23 protein-coding genes and 1 pseudogene are annotated in these 25,513 nt (G+C 67.0%); 8 read left to right on the forward strand and 16 right to left on the reverse strand.

Annotated features, from left to right (window positions below; genetic code table 11):
* Window positions 1-334: 334 nt before the first annotated feature.
* Together ybaK and V3B25_RS11355 are read left to right on the forward strand one after the other, a co-directional pair.
* Complete coding sequence (gene ybaK / locus V3B25_RS11350) at window positions 335-808, forward strand: Cys-tRNA(Pro) deacylase (protein WP_049425053.1); 474 nt, start codon at window positions 335-337, stop codon at window positions 806-808.
* Entirely contained in the window at window positions 808-1,311 is a 504-nt protein-coding gene (locus V3B25_RS11355) for a hypothetical protein (protein ID WP_201118206.1), read from the forward strand. The genes ybaK and V3B25_RS11355 overlap by 1 nt, the downstream gene beginning before the upstream one ends.
* Here V3B25_RS11355 and V3B25_RS11360 read toward each other — a convergent pair.
* Complete coding sequence (locus tag V3B25_RS11360; protein ID WP_201118205.1) at window positions 1,308-1,940, reverse strand: energy transducer TonB; 633 nt, start codon at window positions 1,938-1,940, stop codon at window positions 1,308-1,310. The genes V3B25_RS11355 and V3B25_RS11360 overlap by 4 nt on opposite strands.
* A 91-nt stretch (window positions 1,941-2,031) precedes the next feature.
* On the reverse strand, window positions 2,032-2,589 hold the full coding sequence (locus V3B25_RS11365; RefSeq protein ID WP_329810685.1) for a DUF3228 family protein: 558 nt from the start codon (window positions 2,587-2,589) through the stop codon (window positions 2,032-2,034).
* A gap of 105 nt (window positions 2,590-2,694) precedes the next feature.
* Between V3B25_RS11365 and V3B25_RS11370 the strand changes: the two genes are divergently transcribed.
* Genes V3B25_RS11370 through V3B25_RS11380 form a run of 3 tightly spaced genes read left to right on the forward strand, consistent with a single transcriptional unit; the run spans window position 2,695 to window position 5,806 of the window.
* Complete coding sequence (locus V3B25_RS11370) at window positions 2,695-3,825, forward strand: type 1 glutamine amidotransferase domain-containing protein (protein WP_329810686.1); 1,131 nt, start codon at window positions 2,695-2,697, stop codon at window positions 3,823-3,825.
* A gap of 2 nt (window positions 3,826-3,827) precedes the next feature.
* Window positions 3,828-4,517, forward strand: coding sequence for a response regulator transcription factor (locus V3B25_RS11375; RefSeq protein WP_032129701.1), 690 nt, complete (start codon window positions 3,828-3,830; stop codon window positions 4,515-4,517).
* A complete protein-coding gene (locus V3B25_RS11380; protein WP_164161605.1) occupies window positions 4,514-5,806 on the forward strand; it encodes a HAMP domain-containing sensor histidine kinase in 1,293 nt (430 codons plus the stop codon). The genes V3B25_RS11375 and V3B25_RS11380 overlap by 4 nt, the downstream gene beginning before the upstream one ends.
* A 47-nt stretch (window positions 5,807-5,853) precedes the next feature.
* Here V3B25_RS11380 and V3B25_RS11385 read toward each other — a convergent pair whose 3' ends face one another.
* From V3B25_RS11385 to V3B25_RS11395, 3 genes are read right to left on the reverse strand one after another with little or no spacing between them, the layout of a single operon-like run.
* Entirely contained in the window at window positions 5,854-6,585 is a 732-nt protein-coding gene (locus V3B25_RS11385) for a LytTR family DNA-binding domain-containing protein (RefSeq protein WP_049425042.1), read from the reverse strand.
* Window positions 6,582-7,628 carry a histidine kinase gene (locus V3B25_RS11390; protein WP_049425075.1) on the reverse strand — a complete coding sequence of 349 codons (1,047 nt, stop codon included), beginning with the start codon at window positions 7,626-7,628 and terminating at the stop codon, window positions 6,582-6,584. Before V3B25_RS11390 ends, V3B25_RS11385 begins: the two co-directional genes overlap by 4 nt.
* 24 nt (window positions 7,629-7,652) lie before the next feature.
* Window positions 7,653-8,579, reverse strand: coding sequence for an alpha/beta hydrolase (locus V3B25_RS11395; RefSeq protein ID WP_049425040.1), 927 nt, complete (start codon window positions 8,577-8,579; stop codon window positions 7,653-7,655).
* A 203-nt stretch (window positions 8,580-8,782) separates the two neighbouring features.
* Between V3B25_RS11395 and metF the strand changes: the two genes are divergently transcribed.
* Complete coding sequence (gene metF / locus V3B25_RS11400; protein ID WP_049399801.1) at window positions 8,783-9,610, forward strand: methylenetetrahydrofolate reductase [NAD(P)H]; 828 nt, start codon at window positions 8,783-8,785, stop codon at window positions 9,608-9,610.
* Between the two features lie 40 nt (window positions 9,611-9,650).
* Window positions 9,651-10,235 carry a DUF4124 domain-containing protein gene (locus V3B25_RS11405; RefSeq protein ID WP_132809205.1) on the forward strand — a complete coding sequence of 195 codons (585 nt, stop codon included), beginning with the start codon at window positions 9,651-9,653 and terminating at the stop codon, window positions 10,233-10,235.
* Between the two features lie 87 nt (window positions 10,236-10,322).
* Here V3B25_RS11405 and V3B25_RS11410 read toward each other — a convergent pair whose 3' ends face one another.
* The 3 genes from V3B25_RS11410 to V3B25_RS11420 all read right to left on the reverse strand — a co-directional run bounded on the left by V3B25_RS11410 (window position 10,323) and on the right by V3B25_RS11420 (window position 15,423).
* Window positions 10,323-11,279, reverse strand: a complete 957-nt coding sequence (locus V3B25_RS11410; RefSeq protein ID WP_049425037.1) for a Nudix family hydrolase — start codon at window positions 11,277-11,279, stop codon at window positions 10,323-10,325.
* 113 nt (window positions 11,280-11,392) lie between these two features.
* Entirely contained in the window at window positions 11,393-14,125 is a 2,733-nt protein-coding gene (gene secA / locus V3B25_RS11415; RefSeq protein ID WP_329810687.1) for a preprotein translocase subunit SecA, read from the reverse strand.
* Between the two features lie 341 nt (window positions 14,126-14,466).
* A complete protein-coding gene (locus V3B25_RS11420; protein WP_107432410.1) occupies window positions 14,467-15,423 on the reverse strand; it encodes a M23 family metallopeptidase in 957 nt (318 codons plus the stop codon).
* Between the two features lie 12 nt (window positions 15,424-15,435).
* Between V3B25_RS11420 and V3B25_RS11425 the strand changes: the two genes are divergently transcribed.
* Complete coding sequence (locus V3B25_RS11425; RefSeq protein ID WP_005408086.1) at window positions 15,436-15,885, forward strand: DUF721 domain-containing protein; 450 nt, start codon at window positions 15,436-15,438, stop codon at window positions 15,883-15,885.
* Window positions 15,886-16,167: 282 nt separating this feature from the next.
* Here V3B25_RS11425 and lpxC read toward each other — a convergent pair whose 3' ends face one another.
* The 8 genes and pseudogenes from lpxC to ftsW all read right to left on the reverse strand — a co-directional run bounded on the left by lpxC (window position 16,168) and on the right by ftsW (window position 25,512).
* Window positions 16,168-17,079: a UDP-3-O-acyl-N-acetylglucosamine deacetylase gene (gene lpxC / locus V3B25_RS11430; RefSeq protein WP_005408085.1), complete on the reverse strand. Its 912-nt coding sequence runs from the start codon at window positions 17,077-17,079 to the stop codon at window positions 16,168-16,170.
* A 205-nt stretch (window positions 17,080-17,284) separates the two neighbouring features.
* Window positions 17,285-18,520 (reverse strand): cell division protein FtsZ, encoded by a 1,236-nt coding sequence (ftsZ, locus tag V3B25_RS11435; protein WP_043397963.1) that lies wholly within the window; start codon window positions 18,518-18,520, stop codon window positions 17,285-17,287.
* A gap of 170 nt (window positions 18,521-18,690) precedes the next feature.
* The gene (gene ftsA / locus V3B25_RS11440) at window positions 18,691-19,926 is read right to left on the reverse strand and encodes a cell division protein FtsA (protein ID WP_005408083.1); all 1,236 of its coding nucleotides are present in this window, start codon (window positions 19,924-19,926) and stop codon (window positions 18,691-18,693) included.
* Window positions 19,927-19,997: 71 nt separating this feature from the next.
* Window positions 19,998-20,672: pseudogene (locus tag V3B25_RS11445) on the reverse strand (cell division protein FtsQ/DivIB); the annotation flags it as partial.
* Window positions 20,669-21,631, reverse strand: a complete 963-nt coding sequence (locus V3B25_RS11450) for a D-alanine--D-alanine ligase (RefSeq protein WP_329810688.1) — start codon at window positions 21,629-21,631, stop codon at window positions 20,669-20,671. The gene V3B25_RS11450 and the pseudogene V3B25_RS11445, both read right to left, overlap by 4 nt.
* Entirely contained in the window at window positions 21,628-23,064 is a 1,437-nt protein-coding gene (murC, locus tag V3B25_RS11455) for a UDP-N-acetylmuramate--L-alanine ligase (protein WP_012510048.1), read from the reverse strand. The genes V3B25_RS11450 and murC overlap by 4 nt, the downstream gene beginning before the upstream one ends.
* A 40-nt stretch (window positions 23,065-23,104) precedes the next feature.
* Entirely contained in the window at window positions 23,105-24,193 is a 1,089-nt protein-coding gene (gene murG / locus V3B25_RS11460) for an undecaprenyldiphospho-muramoylpentapeptide beta-N-acetylglucosaminyltransferase (protein WP_049425028.1), read from the reverse strand.
* Window positions 24,190-25,512: a putative lipid II flippase FtsW gene (ftsW, locus tag V3B25_RS11465; protein WP_049399807.1), complete on the reverse strand. Its 1,323-nt coding sequence runs from the start codon at window positions 25,510-25,512 to the stop codon at window positions 24,190-24,192. Before ftsW ends, murG begins: the two co-directional genes overlap by 4 nt.
* Between the last annotated feature and the right edge of the window lies 1 nt (window position 25,513).

Here is a 25,513-nt window from a genome sequence, read left to right on the forward strand (position 1 = left end):
CCAACATCGGGGCGCCGGTGCACGCCCCGATCACGCCCCCCCCCCCCCCCCCCGGGGGGGGGGGGGGGGGCCGCCCCGCGGCCGCCACTACCGGGCATGCAATGCACGGACGGGCGCCCTTGGGCGCCCGTTCTGCGTCTGCCTGCAGCCGTACACCACGTATCCACGCATGGCGTGGATCTACTGATCGTCCGGCCCCAGTAGATCCACGCCATGCGTGGATATCCCCCAGCCAACCCACAGTAGATCCACGCCATGCGTGGATGTTCCCCACCGGAGCGGGAACAATAGCCTCGGTCAAGGCAACACCCCTGCCCCGCGCTAGGATGCACCCATGACCCCGGCCATCAACCTGCTCAAGCGCGAGAAGATCGCCCACACCGTGCGCAGCTACGTGCACGACGCCCACGCCGAATCGTATGGGGGCGAAGCCGTCGACAAGCTCGGCCTCGACCCGGCCCAGGTGTTCAAGACCCTGCTGGCCAGCACCGAAACCCACGAGCTGCTGGTGGCGATCGTGCCGGTGGCCGGCCAGCTGGACCTGAAGGCGCTGGCCGAAGCGGCCGGCTGCAAGAAGTGCGAAATGGCCGCGGCCGATGCCGCACAGCGCGCGACCGGTTACCTGGTCGGTGGCATCAGCCCACTCGGGCAGAAGAAGCGCCTGCGCACCTTCCTGGACGCCAGCGCGCAGGCATTGCCCGCACTGCATGTCAGCGCCGGGCGCCGCGGCCTCGAGGTGGAACTGGCGCCGACCGACCTGCTGCGGCTGACTGCCGGCCACTACGCTGCCATCGGCAAGTCACGCTGATGCGCTGGCCGTGGTCTGCAGCGCCGATACCCCGGCTCGACGATGCACAGGCCGATGTGCTGCTGCAGGACCTGTTGTCGCGCGATGCAACGCGCATCGCCGATGCCACGCGTACGGTCGCTCGGCTGTTCAGCGCCTCATCGTTGGACGCGCTGGTGGCGCATGTGGATACGATCGAACGCAGCTGCCAAGGCATCACCCTTGGCGGCATGCTGATCAGCAACCAGGTGCACCTCAAGGCGGCCCTGCAACGGCTGCGCTACTGGCAGGCACGCGAAGGCTGCCTGTGCGCGCTCTACCCATCCTATGTGTTCTTCAGCCCCGAGCCGCTGCTGGAACAAGGTCACGTACAGCTGCGTGCACGGGGCGAAGCGGAGGACGGCTGGGGCGAATGCTACCGGCTGACGTGCACCTGCTGCGCGCAGCAATGGAGCGCGACCGAGCGCGAATACCACTACACCTGGTGGGAGTGGAAGCCCGAGCCCGCCCTGCAGACGCCTTAGTTGAGCTTGAACGTGACCGTGCCGCGTATCAGGCTCATGCTTGGTGCCTTGACTGCCGCTTCACGCTCGTAGCGCCAGTCACGCGCGTGCTTGAGCGCCGCCGCATCGAGCAGCGGGTAGCCGCTGGATCGGGACAGGATGATCGCCTGGGTCTTGCCCTGCGCATCCAGCAGCAGCATCAGCTCGACACCTCCCTGCTGGGCCTCGTGCATGGCGGCCGCAGGATACGTCGGGACCGACGAAAGTCGCCGCTGGTGCCAGCCTCCTTCCCGGGCAATCAAGGGCGTGCTGGAAGAGAGTGGGCAACGTGCAGGCATCTGCAGGTCGAAGCCTGCAGCCCCTTGCGAAGGCCGGGTGGTGGCTGGCGCACCACAGGCGATCGCCGACACGCTCTGCAGCAACGACTGCTGACGCGATAGCGCTGCAGCGTCATCCGCTTCCACATGGAACGTGCAGCGCCCCGACGTTGCCTGCGCCTGCAGTGAACCCACGCCGGCATCGCGGATCGGCGTCACGTCGGACAAAGCACCACAGGCAGCGCCTGCATCGTATTTTGCTGCAGAGCCCTCACACGCGGCCAGCAGGCCTGCGGCGACCCATGCGAACGGCATCCAACTGCGAACATCCATCCCTGTGCTCCCTGCGTTGATCCACCGCCATGGTAGCGCCCCGCTGCAATCTTCCCTGTTCACATGCCGACTGTCCGGCCGCAGCGTGGGCTCACGGCCGCCAGTTGGCGTTGTTCTCCCAGAACGCGATGGAGCGCTGGTACGCCTCGCGATCCAGCGGCACACCGGAACCGCCCTCCTCCACGCCCAGTGCATTGCGCATCATGGTGATCGGCGCCATCGGTACTTCTTCGGGTTCGGCGGTGTAGATGCAGCCGACGATGCCCCAGTCCGCTTCGATCGGTGACCCCTCCTTCGCCAGCTGCCCGGCGCTGTACAGGATCACTACCAGATAGTTCGCGCGCGGCGACTCCACGCCCTCGAACCAGCGCACCAGCACCGGCAGTTCCTCGCGGTTGCGCGCCTCATAGCCGCTGCGCAGCTGGTGGCGGTTGGCCTCGGTGACCGGCACCGTCAGGCAGCGCGTGCTGGTCCAGTTCTCGTAGACGAAGAGTTTGCAGAACGGTGCGTAGCCGTCGAGCACCTTCAGCGGCGCGTGCGCATTGAGGTGTGCCTCGAACTGCTCGGCAGTGCAGTCCTGGATGGTATTGGCGCGCGGCACGCGCGGAAACAGGCGGGGACGGGCGAAATCGGTGAGGACGATGGACATGGCATGCACGAACGGGAACAGGCCCTCAGGGTAACGGTCGATGCGCTTGAAGTCTGCTTCACATTTGCCGGCCACAGTGCGCGCACATCTCCCGGAGAGTCCTGCATGAACCGCTTCCGCTCCCCCCTGCTGTCCGGCCTGCTGGCCGTCCTTCTCCTCCCTGCCATGGCCCCATCTTCCGCGTCTGCCGCATCGTCGCGCGTGCTGCTCGTCGTCAGCAGCGAAGGCCAGGACCAAGGGAAGACCCGTCCGGGCTTCGAGATGGACGAATTCGCCCAGGCCTGGCTCATCCTCAAGCAGAACGGCTTCGACATCGACGTGGCAAGTCCGCGTGGCGGCGCCGTCGAGGCTGACAAGTACAACCCCTCTGAGGCCTTCAACGCAGCCGTCCTTGCCGATTCCCAGGCCATGGGCAAGCTTGCCGCGACCGTGCCCACTGCACAACTGCGTGCCAGCGACTACCAGGGCGTCCTGGTGATCGGCGGCAAGGGTGCCATGTTCGACCTTCCGGCCGACAAGGCCCTGCATGCCACGATTGCCGGAATCTGGCAGCAGGGAGGACTGGTCGCGGCGGTATGCCATGGTCCGGCCGCACTGGCGGGTGTTCGCCTTCCCGATGGCCGGGCCATGGTGGAAGGCCGCGCCATGACCGGATTCACGGAAGAGGAAGAAGCACTGTTCGGCAAACGTTGGGCGAAGGAATTCGCGTTCCAGCTTGAACCGCGCATGCGCGAGCTGGGCGCACGCTGGCAGGAGGCACCGCTGATGATGCCCAAGGTCGTAGTCGATGGACGCCTGCTGACCGGTCAGAACCCGTTCTCGACCGCCGCACTGGCTGACGCCTTCGTGCGCGCCAGCGGGCGTGTGCCACTGGCACGCCAGGCATGGCGCGATGAGCGCAGCATGGCGCTGGTGGAACAGCACCTGCAGCAGCGTGATGGTCAGGCGGCGCAGATACTGGCGCAGCGCCCGTCCGACCATCACGTCGAGCTGATCGGCATGCTGGGCTTCTACCAGCTGAAAGCAGCAAAGGACGCCACTGCAACCGCCGACGCGCTGTCCATCATGCAGCTGGCCAGCCCGCATATGGACGAGCCGAGGCTGCAGGTCGCGATGGCAGAAGCGCACTGGCGCCTGGGCCGGACCGATCTGGCCCGTTCGCAGGTACTGGCTGTGCTGGAAAAGCAGCCCGGTCTGGACGAAGCTAACGCTCTCCTGGCCCGCATGCAGCCCTGACCATGGACGCCGAGCGCCTGCGCCTGCTGTTGATTGAAGACAACCTGCCGCTGGCCTCGGCCATCATCGACATGCTGCAGGCGCATGGCCATCTGGTCGATTTCGCCGCTGGCGGACACGTCGGGCTGCAGTTGGCGCTGGCGTCACCGCCGGATGTGCTGCTGCTCGATATCGGGCTGCCGGGCACCGATGGTACGACGGTCTGCCGTCGGTTGCGCGAGTGCAGTGATCGGCACGTCCCCATCCTGATGCTGACCGCACGCGATGCGATCGACGACAAGCTGCAGGGCTTCGCTGCGGGCGCGGATGACTATCTGGTCAAGCCCTTCGACGATGCCGAGCTGCTCGCCCGCTGTCTCGCCCTCGCCCGCCGCCATCGCGTGGGTCAACCGAACCTCCTGCAGATTGGACCGCTGAGCATCGACCGCCGCAGCGGCCAGGCCTGGCGCGCGGGATTGCTGCTGGAGCTGGCACAGGTTCCGCAGCGCATCCTGCTCGTACTGGCCGAGGCCTGGCCACGAACCGTCACCCGCAGCGAGCTCGTTCAACGCCTGTGGGGGGATGAAGCACCTCCTTCCGATCCGCTGCGTTCGCATCTGTACCTGTTGCGGCAGGTACTGGACAGGCCGTTCGAAGGCGAGATGCTGCGCACCGTCCACGGTGTCGGCTTCCGTCTGGAAGCTTCGCCATGAAACCGCGGCCCACCCAGCACCTGCGCCGTCGACTGCTGATCACATTCACAGCCTTCGCGCTGTTCACCGCCACGGTGTTCGGCACCTACTCGCTGGTGTTCATGTATGTGGTGGAAGACAGCATCTTCAACGCCCAACTGGACCGTGAAGCACGGGCTCAGCTCGCCCGGCACGCGCTCGAAGGGGACTGGCGTACACCTGCCGATGCCGCAATCCAGCTGCATCGTTCACCCTCTACCTTCCCCGACGATCTGCGCAGCGAGTTCGCAAAGGAACCGTGGCGCTCGGAGTTCGCGGGTGTCGATGGTCGGCACTACCATCTCAAGCGGATCGATCCCCCGGCCGGCGCCCGCCCTGCTTGGCTTGTGTCGGAGGTCAGTGCGCAACTGGTGGTCCGGCCGATCCGCGATCGGGTCGTAATGCTGCTTGCCGGCACAGCACTGCTGGTCCTGATCGCGGCGATCTTCCTCGGCATCTGGCTCGCCCATCGCAGCACACGCTCGCTCTATGCGCTGGTCGAGGAGGTTGAAGCGCTGCAGCCGGAACCAGGCCCCGGCGTGCGCCTGGCAGCACGTTTCGACGATGACGAGATTGGCGTGCTCGCGCGCGCCCTGGATGGATTGTCCGCACGCGTCGCTGCCTTCGTTGCCCGCGAACACGCGTTCACGCGCGATGCCAGCCACGAACTGCGCACACCCTTGAGCGTCATCTCCAGTGCGGCAGGCCAGTTGGCCAGCGAGTCGGGCCTGTCCGAGCGTGGCCGCCAGCATGTGCAGCATATCCGTCTTTCGGCACTGCAGCTGCAGCAGGCCATTGCAGCGCTGCTGGCGCTGGCTCGCGAGGAAACCGCCAGCCACGGCGCTCCGCCGGTCAAACTTGTGCCGCTGCTGGAACGGGTGATCATCGAGCAGTCTCCGTTGCTGGCTGCACGGCCGGTCGAGGTACAGCTGACCGTGCCCGACGGGGCCACGCTGCGCGCGCCCGAGGCGGCCCTGCGCGTAGTCCTGGCCAATCTGGTCGGCAATGCGTTCGCGCATACCGCGCAGGGCCAGGTCCTGATTGCATGGCAGGACGCTCAGCTGCTGGTGCACAACACGGCAGGTGCTTCGCCCTTCCTTGGCAACTGGCCCGAGCCGCGGCCATTCGACAAGCGTGATGGCAGCGAGGGCAACGGTCTGGGCCTGGATATCATGCGGCGACTGTGCAGCCACTACGGGCTCGAACTGGTCATCCAGCACGGCGGTGGCGGGGTGATGGCCCGCTTGAGGGGGCAGCCAGCCGAGGCATGAAGCGCCTCCGCCGGTCCAGCCCTGTCAGTGCCGAGCTGTAGCGGCAGCTACAACGCCATCCGCTCGCGCAGTTCACGCGCCTGCCGGCGCGACACCTCCACCTCGCTGCCGTCGTCCAGTGCCAGGTCATAACCATCAGCGATGCTGGGCGTCACGCCTCGGATACGGCGCAGGTTGACCAGCGTGTTGCGGTTGGCACGGAAGAACAGATCCGGCGGCAGGCGTGCCTCCAGCGCACTCAGGCTGCGGGTCAGCAACGCGTTCTGGTCGCGGAACCACAGCCGCGTGTAGTTGCCATCCACCACCAGCCGGCGGATCTCCGAGACCGCGACGAACCAGCAGCGTTCGCCCTCGCGCACGAACACCTGGTCCTGCGCGCCCAGCGTGCTGCGCGGCTCCGACGTTTCGCCCGCCACCACCTCGCGCTGGCGCGCCCGCTGCAACGCTTCCAGCAAACGCGGTGCCTCGACCGGCTTCACCAGATAGTCCAGCGCGTTGGCCTGGAACGCGCGCACCGCGTAGGTGTCATAGGCGGTAACGAACACCACCGCCGGCACCGCCTCCAGCCCGTCCAGCACATCGAAGCCACTGCCGGAGGGCATCTGCACATCCAGCAGCACCAGGTCCGGCGCCAGTGTGGCGATCGCCTCGCGCGCGGCCGGCACATCGTCGGCCTCGCCCACGCACTGCACCCACGGCAGCGCCGACAACAGCGTGCGCAGCTCCTGCCGCGCCAGCCGCGCATCATCAACGATCAATACGCGCAGCACGCCACTCATTGCGGAATCTCCAGCAGGGCCTGCATGCGGTCGCCGACCGGCTGCAGGGTGAAACGACCTTGCGTACCGAGCTGCGCACGCAGGTAGGCCAGGCCGACGCCATGCCCAGGGGTGGGCTCGTTGGCGCTGCCCAGCGGATTGTCCACCTGCAGGCGCAGCACGTCATTGTCCAGCGTGGCACGGATCTGCACCTCACCGCCGCCGGGGCGGCTGGCGATGCCGTGCTTGATCGCGTTCTCCACCAGCAGCTGCAACGCCATCGCAGGCAGCTGCGCCTGCATGGCATCGGCATCGATCTGCTGCCGCACCTGCAGGCGCTGCTCGAAGTGGATGGCCTCGATGGCCAGATAGTCGTCGACCACCGCCAGTTCCTCGGCCAGCGTGACCTGCTCGCTGCGGTTGTGCGCCAGCGCCTGGCGCAGTGTGCGCGACAGGCGGGTGACCATGTCGCGCGCACGCTCAGGATCTTCCAGGATCAGCGCACGCAGGTTGTTCAGCGCATTGAACATGAAGTGCGGGTTGAGCCGCGCACGCAGCGCATCGCGTTCCAGCGCACTGCGCTCGGCTTCGGCGCGCAGGCGGGCCAGTTCCGCCCCGCGTATCCGGCGCAGGCTGTGCAGGCTTGCCCAAAGCGCTGCCCACAGGGCCAGCATCACCGCAGTGGTGTACCAGTAGAGCAGCAGCGCCTTGGGGCTGAAGTCGGCCGTCTGCCGCCCCAGGCTCACCCAGTTCCAGGCCAGCGCCGAGTGCAGCGCGATGTTCACCAGCAGCTGCGCCACTGCCGCGCCCAATGCCACCGACAGCGCCAGCCGCAGCAACAGCCCGGCCGTACCGCGCGCCCACCAGTCGGCACGAAGCGCCAGCGCACGGATGGCACCGCTGCATCCGAACAGGGCCAACGCCAGGCCCAGCGTGATCAACACGCCTGCGCTTCCGGCATCGCTGAAATAGGCTTGGCGCAGGCCGATTCCGGCAACGCCATAGAGCGCCCATACCAGCGCATTGAGCAGCCAGAAGCGTACCGTCGAGGAGGAATCCGGCATGTCCATTCCGAGGCGTGTTGAAACTCAGTGGTGGCGGTCGAGGAAGGCCTGCACCCGTTCCTGCAACCAGCGCGGATCATCCCACATCAGGAAGTGGAAACCCTGCGCGCTCATCGCGATCTGTACGCCCTGCAGTTTCGCGTACTGGGCCTGGAACACCGCCCGGGTGCCGGCCTCGGTGCCGCCCATCGGCTGGTAGCCGGCCCAGCTGCCCAGCACCAGCGTCGGTGCGGCGATCGAGGCGATGCTGTCACGCAGGTCAGTGGTCATCACCGCATGCATGGCATCGGCCGTGGTCTGGCGGTCGCTGTCTTCGCCCCAGCGCCGCAGTTCGGCCTGGCGCTGCGGATCGCGGGTCATCCCCGGCAGGCCCGCCTTCAACTGCGCCTGCCATTGCGCGGCGTCGGCGGCCAGCATGCCCTTGCGCAGCTGGTCGGCCATCGGCCGCACGCTGTCAGCGGTGGCCTTCGGGTCACGCGCGGCCGGCAGGAATGGCAGGGCGTCAACCACCACCAACGCGCTGACCGCCTTCGGCTCGGCCTGCGCCATCTGCAGGCCCAGCAGGCCACCGAGGCTGTGGCCAACCACCACCACCGGCCCCAGATGCTGGTCATGCAGGTAGGCCAGCAGCTGCCCGCGCATCGCCGGCAGGAACTCGACCGGGCGCGGATCGGCCGCGAGCGCACCGGCAAAGCCGGGCAGCTGCACCAGATGGCACTGCACATCCTTCAGGGCCAGGCAGGTCTCGCGCCACACCTCGGCGCTGCTGTTGAGGCCGGGAATCATCAGCAGCGGGCGGCCCTTGCCGACCACCTCGACCTGCACCTTGCCCGCCGCCGGGGCGCTGGCGGCGTGCGCCGAGCCGGAGCCGAGCACGGCCATCGCCATGCCGATCATCGCCAGCCGGGCCAGGGCCTTCATTGCATACCAGAGTGCCAGGAAGATCTTCATCGTCTGCTCCTTCGTCAGGTGGGTGGTGCCGGGATGGGCTCAGCGTGCCGCCGGCCATGGCGCCCGGGGGGCGATTTCGGAGCAGCGGCCGATCGCCGGGGCGAACGGTCGCAGGCGGCTGACGATGTACGCCCGCAGAAATTGACAACATCCATCTTGATGAAGCGATATACTAGTCCGCACCCGCCGCTGCCGCCCGTGCCATGACCGCCATCAGCTTCGAGTTCTATCCGCCCAAGACCGACGAACAGCGCAGCCAGCTGGACCGCGCCGCGGCCAGGCTGAAGGACTACGGTCCCGAGTACGTGTCGTGTACCTTCGGCGCCGGTGGCTCGACCCTGAGCTATACCTCCGAGACCGTGCGCCATCTCAACCAGCACCATGGCTTCGATGCCGCACCGCATCTGTCCTGCGTCGGCGGCACCCGTCAGGAAATCCGCGAGCTGCTCAAGCTGTATCGCGCCATCGGCTGCCGCCGCCTGGTCGCGCTGCGCGGCGATCTGCCGTCGGGCATGGGTTTCCCCGGTGACATGCGCTATGCCGCCGAACTGATCGACTTCATCCGCGCCGAGCACGGCGATGCGTTCCATATCGAAGTGGGCGCGTACCCGGAAACGCACCCGCAGGCTTCCGACGCACTGGCCGACCTGAAGCATTTCAAGGCCAAGATCGACGCCGGTGCCGATGCGGCAATCACCCAGTACTTCTTCAACCCCGATGCGTACTTCCATTTCGTCGACGAAGTGCGGCGGCTGGGCGTGCAGGTACCGATCACGCCCGGCATCATGCCGATCGCCAACTTCAGCCAGCTGCGCCGCTTCTCCGAACAGTGCGGTGCGGAGATCCCGCGCTGGATCAGCCGCAAGATGCAGGCCTATGGCGATGATGCAGAGTCGGTGCGTGCATTCGGCACTGAAGTGGTGGCCAAGCTGTGCCAGCGCCTGATCGAAGGCGGCGCACCCGGCCTGCACTTCTACACCTTGAACCTGGCCAAGCCGACCACTTCGGTGCTGAAGCTGCTGCAGGGCTGAAAGCACGGCGCGCAAGCGTGATCGGCGCTACCCTGCGAGGATGATCCGGCTTTCCTTCCTGCTGTTGCTGCTGCCGCTGTGCGTGCTGTCGAGCGCCGCCCACGCACAGTCCACGCGCCTGAACCGCTGCACCGATGCCCAGGGCCAAAGCGTCTACACCGACCGGCCCTGCGACAGCCTGGGCGCGCGGTCGCGGTTGCCGCCGCCTGCGCCCGCCGGCAATACCCTGCAGCGCGACACCCTGGGGGCACGCTGCCCGCGGCGGCTGAGTGAACTGGTGGACGCGCTGCGCGTCGGCATCGTCAGCAACGATGTGAATCGGCTGTCCTCACTGTATCTGTGGGGCGCGGTTTCCGATGCGGGCGCGCAGCGCATCCTCGGCCAGCTGGAATCCTTGGCGCGGCGGCCCCTGGTGGACGTGGTGCCGGTGTATCCGTCACAGGCGCTGCCGCAATCGCAGGATGAGGATCAGAGCCCTGCCGCGTTGGGATCCGACCCTGTGGCCTCTGTGGCGCGGCATCCCATCGGCCTGCGCCTGGAGCAGACGTTGCCCGGCAGCGCTTCGCGCGCGTCGACGGTGCTGGGGTTGCGGCGGCAGTACGGGTGTTTCTGGATCACGTTGTGATCGCGAGCATCCATCCACGCATGGCGTGGATCTACTGCCCCCATCCCACACGGTAGCGCCGGGCCATGCCCGGCGAGCGAAGCAGCCTTACTCCGGCCACAGCGCGCGAATCGCGGCGATGCCCTGCCCACCATGGCGACGCGCTTCGGCGATGTGACCGCGGCCCATGCCGCCCAGCGCATAGATCGGCAGTGACACCTGCGCGCGCAGCTCGGCGAACGCGTTCCAGCCCAGCGGCACGGCATCGGGATGGCTGGCCGTGGCCTGCACCGGGCCCAGCACGGCGAAGTCGCAGCCCAACCGCTGTGCGGCCTGCAGCTGCTGCAGGTCATGGCAGGACGCGGCCACCAGCTGGCCTTCGGGCAGCGGACGCTGCGACAACTCCAGCAGCTGCTCGCTGCCCAGGTGCACCCCAACGCCCAGTACGCGCGCGCGTTCGATATCGCGGTTGAGCAGCCACTGCACCCCGCTGCGACGATGCGTGCGCACGGCCTGTTCGACCATCGCCTGGCGCTGCGGATGTGCCGTCGGCAACCGCAGCTGGATGCGCTGCTGGCCCGCCGCCACCACACGCTGCAGCTGCTCATGCCAGTGCTGCACGCCGTCGGCGTCATCGGCCGGCGCCGGGGTGATCAGGTAGCTGTCGGGCTGGCGCAGCGCGGCCACCACCGGCAGATCGGCCGGTGGCATCGAATAGCGACCCAGTTTGTCCGGCGCCACCCAGGTAATGGCCTGGCCCTCGCGGCCACGTGGCGTCCCCTTCCAGCTGCGCACGTGGCGCACTTCCAGGGTCAGGTGCTTGTCCGGGTAGCGCTGCGGCACATCCATCAGCCATTCGCCGACATCGGCTTCGATGCCCAGTTCCTCGCGCAGCTCGCGAACCAACGCCTGCTCGGAGGTCTCGCCGGATTCACGCTTGCCGCCGGGGAACTCCCACAGGCCGGCCATGTCGCGGTTCTCGGTACGACGGTTGAGCAGCACGCGGCCACGGGCGTCGGTGATGACGGCGGCCACGACGTGGATCGATCGGGTGGGGGGAGCCATGGGGGAAGCATGCCCAGAACAGGGCGGCCCGCGCAATCTCGGATCGGGCCGGATCAGCCCCGCGAAACAGCCGCCATGAAAAAAGAGCCCCGCTTTCGCGGGGCTCTTCGGGGTCAGCTCAGCTGGCCGTGGCAGTGTTTGTACTTCTTGCCACTGCCGCACGGGCATGGATCGTTGCGGCCGATCTTCGGTTCATCGCGCTGCGTCTGTGCAATGCCCTGCTGGGTAGCCTGCACCTGCGCGGCTTCCTCGTCGGCGCTGTAGCCGCCCACGTCCTGGTGCTGGAACTGCGACTGGCTCAGGCGCGCTTCGGCCTGCTGGCGTTCGGCGGCTTCCAGCGCCTGCACTTCCTCGTCGCTGCGGATGCGCACGCGCGACAGCAGGGTCACCACTTCGCGCTTGACGTTCTCCAGCATGTCCGAGAACAGCTCGAAGGCTTCCTTCTTGTATTCCTGCTTCGGCTGCTTCTGCGCGTAACCACGCAGGTAGATGCCCTGGCGCAGGTAGTCCATGCGCGCCAGGTGCTCCTTCCAGCTCTGGTCCAGCACGGTCAGCATCACGTGCTTCTCCAGCGCGCGCATGGTTTCCTCACCGACACCGGCTTCCTTCTCGGCAAAGTGCTGGTTGACGCGCTCCTGCACCTTGGCGGCGATGGCTTCGGCGTCCAGCTCTTCGTGCGACTTGACCAGGTCGGTCAGCGACATCTGCAGGCCGAAGTCCGACTCCAGGGTCGCTTCCAGGCCACGCAGGTCCCACTGCTCGTCGATCGAGTTCGGCGGCACGAAGCGGGCCACCACGTCGAAGATCACGTCGTCGCGGATGCCGTCGACGTTGTCCTTCACCGACTCGGCGTCCAGCAGTTCATCGCGCTGTGCGTAGATCACCTTACGCTGGTCGTTGTTGACGTCGTCGAAGTCCAGCAGGTTCTTGCGTATGTCGAAGTTGTGGGCCTCGACCTTGCGCTGCGCCTTCTCGATCTGGCGGCTGACCAGGCGGTCCTCGATGACGTCGTCTTCCTTCATGCCCATCATGCGCATGGCCTTCTGCACCCAGTCGGAGGCGAAGATGCGCATCAGGTTGTCTTCCAGCGACAGGTAGAAGCGGGACGAACCCGGGTCACCCTGACGGCCCGAACGGCCGCGCAGCTGGTTGTCGATACGGCGCGATTCATGGCGCTCGGTACCGACGATGTGCAGGCCGCCGGCAGCCTTGACGGCCTCGTGGCGCTTCTGCCAATCGGCCTTGACCGCGGCCTTCTGTTCGTCGGTCGCGCCTTCGCCCAGCGCGTGGATTTCCGCTTCCAGCGAACCGCCCAGCACGATGTCGGTACCACGACCGGCCATGTTGGTGGCGATGGTGACCGCGGCCGGACGACCGGCATTGGCGACGATGGTCGCTTCGCGGTCATGCTGCTTGGCGTTGAGCACTTCGTGCTTCACGCCGGCCTTGCGCAGGTGCTCGGACAGCATTTCCGAGGTTTCGATCGAGGTGGTACCCACCAGCACCGGCTGGCCACGCTTGGCGCACTCTTCGATGTCGGCCAGCACCGCATTGAACTTGCCCTTGCGGTTCAGGAACACCTGGTCCGGGCTGTCCTTGCGGATGGTCGGGCGGTTGGTCGGGATCACCACCACTTCCAGGCCGTAGATGCTCTGGAATTCGAAGGCTTCGGTATCGGCCGTACCGGTCATGCCGGACAGCTTCTTGTACATGCGGAACAGGTTCTGGAAGGTGATGCTCGCCAGCGTCTGGTTCTCGCGCTGGACCGGCACGCCTTCCTTCGCTTCCACCGCCTGGTGCAGGCCATCGGACCAGCGGCGACCGGACAGGGTGCGGCCAGTGAACTCATCGACGATGACCACTTCGCCATCGCGCACGATGTAATCCACGTCACGCTGGTAGATCGCGTGCGCGCGCAGCGCGGCGTTCAGGTGGTGGACCACGGTCAGGTTCTGCGGCGCGTACAGGCCTTCGGTCTCGCCGTCGAGGATGCCGGCCTCGACCAGCAGCTGCTCGGCGTGCTCCATGCCCGCTTCGGACAGGTGCACCTGCTTGCCCTTCTCATCGACCCAGAAGTCGCCTTCGCCGTCTTCCGCTTCCTGCTTGACCAGGTTCGGCACGACGCGGTTGACGCGGATGTACAGCTCCGGGGAATCGTCGGCCGGGCCGGAGATGATCAGCGGGGTACGCGCTTCGTCGATCAGGATGGAGTCGACTTCGTCGACGATGGCGTAGTGCAGGCCGCGCTGGTAGCGGTCGGCCTTGGACAGCGCCATGTTGTCGCGCAGGTAGTCGAAGCCGAATTCGTTGTTGGTGCCGTAGGTGATGTCCGAGGCGTAGGCTTCGCGCTTGTCGCTGTGCGGCATGCCCGGGTACACCACGCCCACGCTCAGGCCCAGCCAGTTGTACAGCTTGCCCATCTGCGCGGCGTCGCGGCGGGCCAGGTAGTCGTTCACGGTGACCACGTGCACGCCCTTGCCTTCCAGCGCGTTGAGGTACACCGGCAGGGTCGCCACCAGGGTCTTGCCTTCACCGGTGCGCATTTCTGCGATCTTGCCCAGGTGAAGCACCATGCCGCCGATCAGCTGCACGTCGTAGTGGCGCATGCCCAGCACGCGGCGACCGGCTTCGCGGCAGACCGCGAACGCTTCCGGCAGCACCTTGTCCAGGGCTTCACCGTCGGCGATGCGCTGCTTGAACTCCGGCGTCTTGGCCTGAAGCTGCTCGTCGGAAAGCTTCTCGATCTCCGGCTCCAGCGCATTGATCTTGGCGACGATGCGGTTGAGCTGGCGCAGCTGTCGTTCGTTACGACTGCCAAATACGCGGGTAAGCAGGCTGTTGATCATTGAAGGAACCGGGTTGGATGGACACGACGCCCGGCCTCCCCCTTGGGATCCGTCCGCCGCAAACGAAACAGGGCGCCTGGCGCCCTGTCGATGGCAACACCCATTGTAGCTTGGGACGGCCGCAAGGGGTTTCAACCCTTTGGCGGCAATGGCATCCGAACACTCCCGGTAGTGCCGGCCGCTGGCCGGGTACGCGTCAGCGCATGCGCGCTGGCGCTCCCACGCTTCGCTGCGCGAACCGTGGGCCCCACTTACCTCGCCTCCACACCCCCGCGCCTACGGCGCTGCCCCCGTACTCCGGGGGCGGTAGTGCCGACGGCAGCCGGCACCCCAATGGGGCATCAGCCGCGGCTGACGCGGCCGACCGGCGTGTTGCCGCCGTCGCCGAGGAACTTGCGCGGGTTGACCACGTTGCCGTTTTCCCACACCTCGAAGTGCACGTGGGCGCCGGTCGAACGACCGGTGGAACCGGCCTTGGCCACTTCCTGCCCGGCACGGACCAGGTCGCCGACCTTCACCACCAGGCGCGAATTGTGCGCGTAGCGGGTGACGTAGCCGTTACCGTGGTCGACGTCGACCACGTTGCCGTAGCCGCCCTTCACGCCGGAGAAGCTGACCACGCCTTCGGCCACGGCCATCACCGGGTCACCGACCCTGGCGTGGAAGTCCATGCCCTTGTGGGTGGCGGCACCGCGGCCGAACGGGTCGGCACGGGTGCCGAAACCGGAGGTCACGTAGCTGTTGCGGATCGGCATGCGCGACGGCACGGCGTTCTGCTGCAGCTGGTGGTCGAACATCAGCGATTCCATCACCGACAGCTGGCGGCCTGAAGCAGCGAAGCGCTGCTCCAGCACCTGTAAGTCGGCGTTGACGTCCTTGACCGGGATGTCGCTGGTCGGGCCGCCGGCGTCGCCGTCACCGAGACCGGGGGTCTCGTTGAAGTCGAACTCGCCGTCTTCCAGCTTGCCCATCTGGGTCAGCCGTTCGCCGAGGGCGTTGAGGCGGGTGGCCTGGGCCTGCAGCTCGCCGAGGCGGGCCGCCAGCGCGTTGACCTGGGTCTGCGCATCGCGCTTGACCTTGGCCAGCTCTGCATCCTGGCGCTCGACCTTGGCCTGCAGGCGGGAATCATTCAGCGCGCTGGCGCCAATGCCGCCGGCAAGGCCGATAATGCAGCCTACCCCGAGCACGCTGCCCAGCAGGGCGCGGGGGCGGTCCTCGAAATAGAACCGCAAACGCGCGATCGGCGACGCTTTGGCCTGTCCTTCACGCGTTTTGATTACGATCTTTTTGAATGCCATCAGTGAGTTTTCATGTCTGAGCCGAAATCCAGCGTTCGCCCCGCGTCAGTGCCGAAGCCGGCGCTGGATGCGGTGATGGCGGACAAAAGCGGGAACCCGCTGCGGCGTGCCTTGTGGCTCGACGCGCTGGACCGTCAGTTGCGCCCCCAGTTGCCGCCACCTCTGCGCAGCCGTTGCCGGCTGGCCAATGTGGACGGGGAACACCTCGTTTTTCTCGTCGAGTCCCCGGTCTGGCATGCCAAGTTGCGGCTTGCCGAAGCCCAGTTGCTCGACGCGGCCCGTTCCATCGGGCTGAAGGCCACCAGGGTGACCATCAAGACTGCGTCTCCCACTCCCACGCGCTCCCCAGCGCTCGACAACCGGAATGGACCCCACGCAGTTTCAGCCGCCACGCACAAAGGGCTACGCGACGCCTTGGCTTGCCTGCAGGACGTTCCTTCGAAGCCGAAGAAGCGGTCCTGACGACAACGGAGCATCCGGCTCCGCTCCCCGTCGCGCGTGTCACCACGGCGTGAAACATTTCGGGGGCCGGGTCGCATCCTAGCTGCCATCCGGGGGCCTGTCGTTAGATTGTTGTTAAAACTACGTTAAATTCAGGCTTCCGATCCAACAGGTTCACAAAACCGTGACCTCGAACCGGCCTTGACGCGCGTCAAGCATGCTGAATGCGCCGGACACGCCTGAAACGACAACGCCGCCCTGGAAGGCGGCGCTTTTGTCTTTCAATTCAACGATCTACAGGAATCAGGCGTAGGCCGGAGTGGCATATTCCACCGGGTCCGGGGTGGCCGGCGAGTCGAAGCTGACCCATTCCCAGGCGGTGGCGTCGGCCATCAGCGCCCGCACCAGCTTGTTGTTGAGGGCGTGACCGGACTTGAAGCCTTCGTAGGCACCCAGCACCTGGCCACCGGCCAGATAGAGGTCGCCGATCGCGTCGAGGATCTTGTGGCGCACGAATTCGTCGGCGTAGCGCAGGCCGTCTTCGTTGAGCACGCGGAACTCGTCCAGCACGATGGCGTTGTCCATCGAACCACCCAGGCCCAGGTTGCGCTCGCGCATGTATTCCAGGTCGCGCATGAAACCGAAGGTGCGCGCGCGGGAGATTTCCTTGGTGTAGGCCAGCGTCGAGAACTCGATTTCCTGGCGCGACTGCTTGGCCGGGATCATCGGGTGATCGAACTGGATGGTGAAGCCCAGCTTGTAGCCCTCGTACGGGCTGAAGCGGGCCACCTTGTCGCCCTCGGTCACTTCCACGGTCTTCAGCACGCGGATGAAGCGCTTGGGCGCGTCCTGTTCCACGATGCCTGCCGACTGCAGCAGGAACACGAACGGGCCGGCCGAACCGTCCATGATCGGCAGCTCGGCCGAGGACAGTTCGACGATGATGTTGTCCACACCCAGGCCGGCCAGCGCCGACATCAGGTGCTCGACGGTCTGGATCTTGGCGTCGTTGCAGGTCAGGCCGGTGCACAGGGTCACTTCGGTGACCAGTTCGGCCTTGGCCGGCACTTCCACCACCGGGTCCAGATCCACGCGACGGAACACGATCCCATGGTTGACCGGTGCCGGGCGCAGGGTCATGTAGACCTTGTCACCGCTGTGCAGGCCAACGCCGGTGGCGCGGATCGTGTTCTTGAGGGTGCGTTGCTGGATCATGGGGGATGGGCCGGAAGTGACACATTAGATTAACACGCGCCCTCCCCTACCCTGGCTGAAACGCCAGTGAAGGCTGCCGGCAGGACGCACCGGCACGCCGCGGGGACGCGCGTGAAGCAGGGCAGCCGGACCCATCCTGGCCCGGCGCCCGCGTTTTCAGGACATGGTGGCGCAACCCGGGGAGGACAAGCCCCGGGCGCCCCGCTTAGTCCGCCTGGCGGCGCAGAAACGCCGGGATGTCCAGGTAATCGTTCGGCAGTTCCGCCGCCGCCGGGGCCGAAGCGGCCGGGGCCGAGGGAGCGGAGGCTGCCGCGGTATCGCTGCTGGCGCGACGCAGGCCCAGACCCATGCCGCCCACGGCCTTGGACACGGCGTCGCCGCCGTTGTCGAAGTCACCGAATTCCGGCTGGCCGGTGGTGGCATTGCGGACCAGCTTGATCGGCGCACGCTCGCCCGGACGCTGGGTCTTGCTGGCCGACACGCGGTTCAGGCCGGTAGCGACCACGGTCACGCGCACTTCGTCCTGCATGTCCGGATCCAGCACGGTACCGACCACCACGGTGGCGTCCTCGGAAGCGAAGCCATCGATGGTGCGGCCGATCTCGTCGAACTCGGCCATGGTGAAGTCGGCGCCGGCGGTGATGTTGACCAGGATGCCGTTGGCACCGGCCAGGTTCACATCGTCCAGCAGCGGGTTCTGGATCGCGGCTTCGGCCGCGGCCTGGGCGCGGTCATCACCACGGGCGGTGCCGGTACCCATCATCGCCAGGCCCATTTCGGACATGACGGTGCGCACGTCGGCGAAGTCGACGTTGATCAGGCCCGGACGCACGATCAGGTCGGCGATGCCCTGCACGGCGCCCTGCAGCACGTCGTTGGCGGCACGGAAGGCCTGGATCATGGTCGCGTTGCGACCCAGCACGGTGATCAGCTTCTCGTTCGGGATGGTGATCAGCGAGTCGCAGTGCTGGCTCAGTTCCTCGATGCCCTTCAGCGCCACCTGCATGCGGCGACGGCCTTCGAACGGGAACGGCTTGGTGACCACGGCCACGGTCAGGATGCCCATTTCCTTGGCCAGCTGTGCCACCACCGGCGCAGCGCCGGTGCCGGTACCACCGCCCATGCCGGCGGTGATGAACACCATGTCCGCACCCTGCAGGGCGTCCATGATGCGCTCACGGTCTTCCAGCGCAGCTTGGCGGCCGACTTCCGGGTTCGCGCCTGCGCCCAGGCCCTTGGTCACGTTGGTACCCAGCTGCAGCTGCAGCTTGGCACCGCAATTCTTGATGGCCTGCGAGTCGGTGTTGGCGGTGATGAATTCCACGCCGTCCACCGCCGAGTTGACCATGTGCGCCACGGCATTGCCGCCGCCGCCGCCCACGCCAACCACCTTGATCACCGCATTGGGTGCCATCTTTTCGATCAGTTCAAAATGCGCCATGTCCGTGTCCTCGTTGTATCCGCTTTGGCTGGCATGGGCATTCGGGCGTCCTGCCGTCCTGCTGCATGCCGACGTTGCGGCTGTGTGGGTTGTGTGTTGCCGGTGTTGCGTTGTGCTACGGGTACTGCGGGTGCTGCGCCCGGGCGATGCCCGGTGTTACGGGTTCCGCGTCAGAACTCGCCGCGGAACCAGGTCTTGAGTTTCTTGAACATGCTTCCAGCGCGCCCGGTCGGCAGCGACGGCCGCCGCGGGTGCTCGATCTGGCTGCCCATCAGCAGCAGGCCCACGCCGGTGGCATGCACCGGGTTGCCCACCACTTCGCCCAGGCCGGTGACGTGCTGCGGGATACCCACGCGCACCGGCATCTGCAGCATCTCCTCGGCCAGTTCGACCACGCCTTCCATCTTCGAAGCGCCACCGGTCAGCACCATGCCGGCGCGCACCAGTTCCTCGAAGCCGGAGCGGCGCAGTTCGGCCTGCACCATCTCGAAGATTTCCTCGTAGCGGCCCTGCACGGCCTGCGCCAGCGAATGGCGCGGCATGCGGCGCGGCGGGCGGTCGCCCACCGACGGCACCTGGATGCTTTCCTCGGCGGTGGCCAACTGGGCCAGGGCGCAGGCATAGCGCACCTTGATCTGCTCGGCTTCCGGGGTCGGCGTGCGCAGCATGTGCGCGATGTCATTGGTGACGTGGTCGCCGGCGATCGGCAGCGAAGCCGTGTGGCAGATCGCGCCCTGCACGAACACCGCGATATCGGTGGTGCCGGCGCCCATGTCGACCAGCACCACGCCCAGCTCGCGCTCGTCGGCGGTCAGCACCGCCACGCTGGAGGCCAGCGAGGACAGCACCAGGTCGTCCACCTGCAGGCCACAGCGCTGGACGCACTTGCTGATGTTGGCCGCAGCCGACTGCGCGCACACCACCAGGTGGGCATGTACTTCCAGGCGCACGCCGGTCATGCCGACCGGGTTGCGGATGCCTTCCTGCGAATCGTCCAGCACGTACTCGCGCGGGATCGCGTGCAGGATCTTCTGGTCGGCCGGAATCGCCACGGCCTTGGCCGCATCGAGCACGCGATCCAGGTCGCCCCAGGTCACTTCGCCGTCGCGGATCGGCACGATGCCGGGCGAATTCTTGCACTGCACGTGGTTGCCGGAAATCGAGGCATACACCGAGCGGATCTCGCAGCCGGCCATCAGCTCGGCTTCTTCCACCGCGCGCTGGATCGACTGCACGGTCGATTCGATGTCCACCACCACGCCACGCTTGAGGCCGCGCGACTCGTGCGAGCCGATGCCGATCACTTCGATCGGGTTGCCCGGCGAGTACTCGCCCACCAGCGCCACCACCTTGGAGGTGCCGATGTCCAGGCCAACGATCAGCGATTTGTCACCCTTGCGATTCATGTCCTTTCCTGCGTCCTGCTGGCTGGGGTCGCCGGCGTTTTCGCCGGCGTGGCCGGGGTACCCCAGCTCAGCGTGAAACCATTGGTGTAACGGAGGTCGGCGCGCTCGATCGGCGCGTCCTGACGGTTGAGCTGCGGCAGCACCTTGACGAAGCGCTGCATGCGCGAGCGCGCGTCGTCGCGGCCGACCACCACTTCGGTACCGTTGCTCAGCACCAGCGACCAGCTGCCGCGCGCATCCATCGTCACCCGGCGCACGTCGACGCCAGCCGGTGCGAACAATGCACGCGAGTCGCTGTACAGCTTCATCACTTCTTCGGTCTGGCTGTCGGGGCCGTCCAGTTCGGGCAGCGCCAGATCGGCCAGCTTCTTCGGCGTGGGGAACAGCTTGCCCTGCTCGGAAACCAGGCGGTCGTTGCCCCAGCGCGCGAACGGCTTGTGCTCGACCAGGGTCACTTCCAGCACGTCCGGCCACTGCTTGCGCACCTGCGCGCTTTCCACCCACGGCAGCTGTTCCAGTGCGTCCTGCGCGTCCTGCAGCTTGACCGCGAAGAAGCCCGCGTGCGCGTACGGCAGCAGCACCTGCTGCAACTGCTCGGCCGGCACCCGCTTGAACTCACCATGCACGCGCAGCTTCGCCAGCGGCCAGCGCTCGGCGCCGACCCAGCCATTGACCACGGCCACCACCGGCAGTGCAACCACCGACAGCGCCAACAGCCAGACGAAGATGCGCAGCACCGCGTTCATGCGTGCGAGGCCTCCAGGGTCTGTTCCAGCACGCGCCACACCAGCTCTTCGAAGCTGATGCCGGCCTGGCCTGCGGCCTTGGGCACCAGCGAATGGCTGGTCATGCCCGGCGCGGTATTCACTTCCAGCAGGAAGAAGCGGCCGCTGCTGCGATCGCGCATCACGTCCACGCGGCCCCAGCCACGGCAGCCGGCGGCACGGAACGCGGCCAGCGCGATGCGGCGGATTTCCTCTTCGTCGTCACCGTCCAGGCCTGGGCACAGGTACTGGGTGTCCTCGGCGATGTACTTGGCGTTGTAGTCGTACCACTGGCCCTTGGGCACGATGCGGATCGACGGCAGTGCGACATCGCCGAGGATGGCCACGGTCAGTTCGTCGCCCACCACCATCTGTTCCATCAGCAGCTGGCCGTCGTAGCGCGCGGCCAGCGCCACGGCTTCATCGAGGCCGGCGTCGTCGGTGACCCGGCTGATACCCACGCTGGAGCCTTCATTGGCCGGCTTCACCACTACCGGCAGGCCCAGTTCGGCTGCCAGTGCATGCACCGTGGTCGCGTCCACCTTCCGGTACTGCGGGGTGGGCAGGCCCAGCGACAACCACACCTGCTTGGTGCGGATCTTGTCCATGCTCAGCGCCGAGCCCAGCACGTTCGAGCCGGTGTACGGCACGCCGAAGGCGTCCATCAGGCCCTGCACGATGCCGTCCTCACCGCCACCGTTGTGGCCATGCAGGATGTTGAACACGCGATCGATGCCACCGGCGGCGAGCGCCTTGGCCAGCGCCGGAATGCCATCCACCGCGAACGCATCGACGCCGCGCGACTGCAGCGCTTCCAGTACGTTGCGGCCGGAGTCCAGCGACACCTCGCGTTCGCTGGAACTGCCACCGAGCAGCACGGCGACGCGGCCGAACACGGCCGGGTCGGTCACGCACAGAGGCGGGAACGTCAGCGCGCTCACGCCTCGCCCTCCCCCTTGAAGCCTTCCACCGCGATATGGGTGGCCACGGCACCGATGTCGCCGGCACCCATCATCAGCAGCAGGTCACCGTCCTGCAGCACGTCCGGCAGCACGCTGGCCAGCTCGGCGGCCTTGCCCACCACCACCGGCTCGCTGCGGCCACGCGCACGGATGGCGCGGGCCAACGCATGCGAATCGGCACCGGCAATCGGTTCCTCGCCGGCCGGGTAGACCTCGCTCAGCACCAGTGCATCGACGCTGGACAGCACTGCGGCGAACTTGTCGAACTGGTCGCGGGTACGGCTGTAGCGGTGCGGCTGGAAGGCCACCACCAGGCGCTTGTCGGCCCAGCCACCACGGGCGGCGGCGAACACCGCTTCCAGCTCGCTCGGGTGATGACCGTAGTCGTCGATGATGCGGACCTTGGCGCCGCTGGCGGTGGTCACTTCGCCCAGATCGTTGAAGCGACGGCCGACACCGGCGAAGCCTTCCAGTGCGCGCGCGATCGCGTCCGGTGCCACGCCCAGCTGCCAGCCCACCGCAGCGGCGGCCAGCGCGTTGAGTACGTTGTGCTTGCCCGGCAGCGCCAGCACCACTTCCTGGCTGGTGCCCTGCGGCAGGCGCAGGGTGAAGCGCATGCGCGAGCCTTCCTGCACCACGTTCTCGGCGCGCACGTCGGCCTGCGGGCTCATGCCGTAGCTCATCACGTGGCGCGGGGTCTTGGCGGCCAGAGCCGCGACTTCTGGATCGTCGATGCACAGCACCGCCAGGCCGTAGAACGGCAGGCGCTGCAGGAACTCGGCGAACGCCGCCTGCACGCGGGCAAAGTCGTTGCCGTAGTTCTCCAGGTGATCGGCGTCAATGTTGGTGATGATCGACATCAGCGGGTTCAGGCGCAGGAAGCTGCCATCACTTTCGTCGGCCTCGGCCACCAGCCACTGTCCACCGCCCAGCTTGGCGTTGGCGCCGGCAGCCAGCAGCTGGCCACCGATCACGAACGTCGGGTCCAGGCCGCCTTCGCTCAGCACCGCCGCGGTGAGACTGGTGGTGGTGGTCTTGCCATGGGTACCGGCCACGGCGATGCCGCGACGGAAGCGCATCAGCTCGGCCAGCATCGCCGCACGCGGCATGATCGGAATGCGCTGGCTGCGCGCTTCCATCAGTTCCGGGTTGTCTTCGCGGATGGCACTGGAGACCACCACGCAGTCGGTGCCCAGCACGTTGGCTGCGGAGTGACCGCGCATGATGCGCGCACCCAGGCTGGCCAGGCGACGGGTCGCCACGTTGTCGGCATTGTCCGAGCCGGACACCTCATAGCCCAGCGTCAGCATCACTTCGGCGATACCGCTCATGCCGGTGCCGCCGATGCCGACGAAATGCACGCGCGGGAACGCGCGCACCAGGTCGTTGGTGTCGTGCAGGCGACGGATCATGCGCGGCCTCGCGCAGGGCAGGCGCGGTGGCATGCCTTCTTCATACAGCTTCCTCAAGAATGATATCGGCGATGCGCTCGGCGGCATCGACCTTGGCCAGGGCACGCGCGGCTTGCGCCATCTGCATGCGGCGGGCGGGATTTTCGGACAGATCGCGCAGCAGTGCGGCAATGCCGTCGGCCAGCGTTCCGTCCTGCTTCAGCAAAACCGCCGCGCCGCGCTCGACCAGGTACTCTGCATTGCGGGTCTGGTGATCGTCGACGGCAGCGGGGAAAGGCACCAGCACGCTGCCGACACCCACCGCACACAGCTCGGCCAGCGTCGAAGCGCCCGCACGGCACACCACCAGATCGGCCCAGGCAAAGGCCTCGGCCATGTCGGCGATGAACGGCGTGATTTCAGCCTGCACGCCGGCCTTGGCATATGCCTCGACCGCTTCGGCATGCATTTTTTCGCCGCTCTGGTGGCGTACCTGCACCGGCACCGTGGCACCCAGCGCAGCGATGGCCTGCGGCACGCCGGTGTTGAGCGCACGCGCGCCCTGGCTGCCACCGACCACCAGCACGCGCAGCGGACCCTGGCGGTCAGCGAAACGCTGTTCCGGCGGTGCGATGGCGGCGATCTCCGCACGTACCGGGTTGCCGACGAACTCCTCGCCCTTGGCGAAGGTGCCCGGGAAGCCGGTCAGCAGCCGGCGCGCATAGCGCGACAGGATGCGGTTGGTCATGCCGGGAGCGCGATTCTGTTCGTGCACCAGCAGCGGTAGGCCATGCAGGCGTGTGGCCATGCCCCCCGGGCCGGACGCGAAACCACCGAAGGCGACCACCGCACGCGGCTGGCGCTTGCGGATGATCATGCCGGCCGCGCGCAGCGCGCGCATCAGCCGCCACGGCGCGCCCAGCAGGGCCAGCTTGCCTTTGCCGCGCAGGCCGGTGATGGCCAGCGTGTCGATCGGAATGTCGTGCTGCGGCACCAGGCGGGTTTCCATCGCACCATCGGCGCCCATCCAGGTGACCGGCACGCCGCGCGCGCGCAGCACGCGGGCCACGGCCAGGCCGGGGAAAATGTGACCGCCGGTGCCACCGGCCAGGATCATCACCGGGCGCACGTTATCGGTGGCTGCGCTCATGACAGCCTCCCGAAGGTCGGTTCGATGCGCGACTGCAGGCGGCTGGTACCGCGTGCGGCGTTCGCTGCAGCGGCAGCCGTCGGCTCGGCGCTCATCGGCACGCTGGCCGCAGCCGGTGCGGCCGGCGCGTCCACGGGTGCATCGGCCACGGCCTCGTCGCCACCGCCGATGCGCACGGCCTGGCGACGCTCGGCGCGCTTGAGCTCATAGGAGACGCGCAACAGCAGGCCCATCGCCACGCAGGTCATCAGCACCGACGAACCGCCGGAGGAGATCAGCGGCAGGGTCAGGCCCTTGGTCGGCAGGATGCCCAGATTCACGCCGATCGAGACGAAGGTCTGCATGCTGATCCACAGGCCGATGCCGAAGGCGATGTAACCGGAGAAGTGGCGCTTCATTTCCACGCAGCGCATGCCCAGCCAGAACGTGCGGCCGACCAGCAGCGCGTACAGGGCCACGATCACGCAGGTGCCGAGGAAACCGAATTCCTCGGCAGTAACCGAGAAGATGAAGTCGGTATGTGCTTCCGGCAGGTAGTACAGCTTCTGCACCGAGTTGCCCAGGCCAACGCCGGTCCACTCGCCGCGGCCCACGGCCATCAGCGCGTTGGACAGCTGGTAGCCGTCGCCCTGCTGGTCGGCCCACGGGTCGAGGAAGGAGGTGATGCGGCGCATGCGGTACGGTTCGATGATCGCCAGCGCGCTCATGCCGACCAGGCCGATGATCACCGGCATCGACATGCGCGGCATGTTCACACCGCCCAGCACCAGCATGCCGGCGGTGATCGCCAGCAGCAGGGTCGAGGAACCGAAGTCCGGCTGCAGCAGCAGCAACAGCACCAGCGCACCGGCCACGCCCAGTGGCTTGAGCATCGCCGGCCAGGTCGCGTTGACCTCGTCGCGGAAGCGCACCAGGTAACTGGACAGCCAGACGATATAGAGCACCTTCACCGCTTCCACCGTCTGGAACTTGGAGATGCCCAGATTGATCCAGCGGCGTGCGCCGTTGACCGTGCTGCCCAGGCCCGGTGCGAACACCGCCAGCAACAGCACGAAGCAGCCCAGCAGCAGCATCTGGTTGTACTGCTCGATGGACTTCAGTTCAGTGCGGGCGGCTACGACCGCCAGCACGATACCCACCGCCAGGAAGATCAGGTGGCGGTTGAGGTAGTAGAACGGGCTGCTCATCAGAGCGATCGAGCTGGACGCCACCATCACCACGCCGATGCCCGTGAGCGCGATGATCGCGCCCAGCAGCCACTTGTCGTAGCTGCCTTCGATGGCCTCAAGGCGTGTTGCCTGGCGGGACAGGTCGTTCATC

The sequence above is a fragment of the Stenotrophomonas sp. SMYL8 genome (genome assembly GCF_036320065.1).
GTDB lineage: Bacteria > Pseudomonadota > Gammaproteobacteria > Xanthomonadales > Xanthomonadaceae > Stenotrophomonas > Stenotrophomonas maltophilia_A.

Bases quoted from the DNA above. Each gene is read 5' to 3' on its own strand.
- ybaK (WP_049425053.1), top strand. From the start codon at position 335: ATGACCCCGGCCATCAACCTGCTCAAGCGCGAGAAGATCGCCCACACC.
- V3B25_RS11355 (WP_201118206.1), top strand. From the start codon at position 808: ATGCGCTGGCCGTGGTCTGCAGCGCCGATACCCCGGCTCGACGATGCA.
- V3B25_RS11360 (WP_201118205.1), bottom strand. From the start codon at position 1,940: ATGGATGTTCGCAGTTGGATGCCGTTCGCATGGGTCGCCGCAGGCCTG.
- V3B25_RS11365 (WP_329810685.1), bottom strand. From the start codon at position 2,589: ATGTCCATCGTCCTCACCGATTTCGCCCGTCCCCGCCTGTTTCCGCGC.
- V3B25_RS11370 (WP_329810686.1), top strand. From the start codon at position 2,695: ATGAACCGCTTCCGCTCCCCCCTGCTGTCCGGCCTGCTGGCCGTCCTT.
- V3B25_RS11375 (WP_032129701.1), top strand. From the start codon at position 3,828: ATGGACGCCGAGCGCCTGCGCCTGCTGTTGATTGAAGACAACCTGCCG.
- V3B25_RS11380 (WP_164161605.1), top strand. From the start codon at position 4,514: ATGAAACCGCGGCCCACCCAGCACCTGCGCCGTCGACTGCTGATCACA.
- V3B25_RS11385 (WP_049425042.1), bottom strand. From the start codon at position 6,585: ATGAGTGGCGTGCTGCGCGTATTGATCGTTGATGATGCGCGGCTGGCG.
- V3B25_RS11390 (WP_049425075.1), bottom strand. From the start codon at position 7,628: ATGCCGGATTCCTCCTCGACGGTACGCTTCTGGCTGCTCAATGCGCTG.
- V3B25_RS11395 (WP_049425040.1), bottom strand. From the start codon at position 8,579: ATGAAGATCTTCCTGGCACTCTGGTATGCAATGAAGGCCCTGGCCCGG.
- metF (WP_049399801.1), top strand. From the start codon at position 8,783: ATGACCGCCATCAGCTTCGAGTTCTATCCGCCCAAGACCGACGAACAG.
- V3B25_RS11405 (WP_132809205.1), top strand. From the start codon at position 9,651: ATGATCCGGCTTTCCTTCCTGCTGTTGCTGCTGCCGCTGTGCGTGCTG.
- V3B25_RS11410 (WP_049425037.1), bottom strand. From the start codon at position 11,279: ATGGCTCCCCCCACCCGATCGATCCACGTCGTGGCCGCCGTCATCACC.
- secA (WP_329810687.1), bottom strand. From the start codon at position 14,125: ATGATCAACAGCCTGCTTACCCGCGTATTTGGCAGTCGTAACGAACGA.
- V3B25_RS11420 (WP_107432410.1), bottom strand. From the start codon at position 15,423: ATGGCATTCAAAAAGATCGTAATCAAAACGCGTGAAGGACAGGCCAAA.
- V3B25_RS11425 (WP_005408086.1), top strand. From the start codon at position 15,436: ATGTCTGAGCCGAAATCCAGCGTTCGCCCCGCGTCAGTGCCGAAGCCG.
- lpxC (WP_005408085.1), bottom strand. From the start codon at position 17,079: ATGATCCAGCAACGCACCCTCAAGAACACGATCCGCGCCACCGGCGTT.
- ftsZ (WP_043397963.1), bottom strand. From the start codon at position 18,520: ATGGCGCATTTTGAACTGATCGAAAAGATGGCACCCAATGCGGTGATC.
- ftsA (WP_005408083.1), bottom strand. From the start codon at position 19,926: ATGAATCGCAAGGGTGACAAATCGCTGATCGTTGGCCTGGACATCGGC.
- murC (WP_012510048.1), bottom strand. From the start codon at position 23,064: ATGATCCGTCGCCTGCACGACACCAACGACCTGGTGCGCGCGTTCCCG.
- murG (WP_049425028.1), bottom strand. From the start codon at position 24,193: ATGAGCGCAGCCACCGATAACGTGCGCCCGGTGATGATCCTGGCCGGT.
- ftsW (WP_049399807.1), bottom strand. From the start codon at position 25,512: ATGAACGACCTGTCCCGCCAGGCAACACGCCTTGAGGCCATCGAAGGC.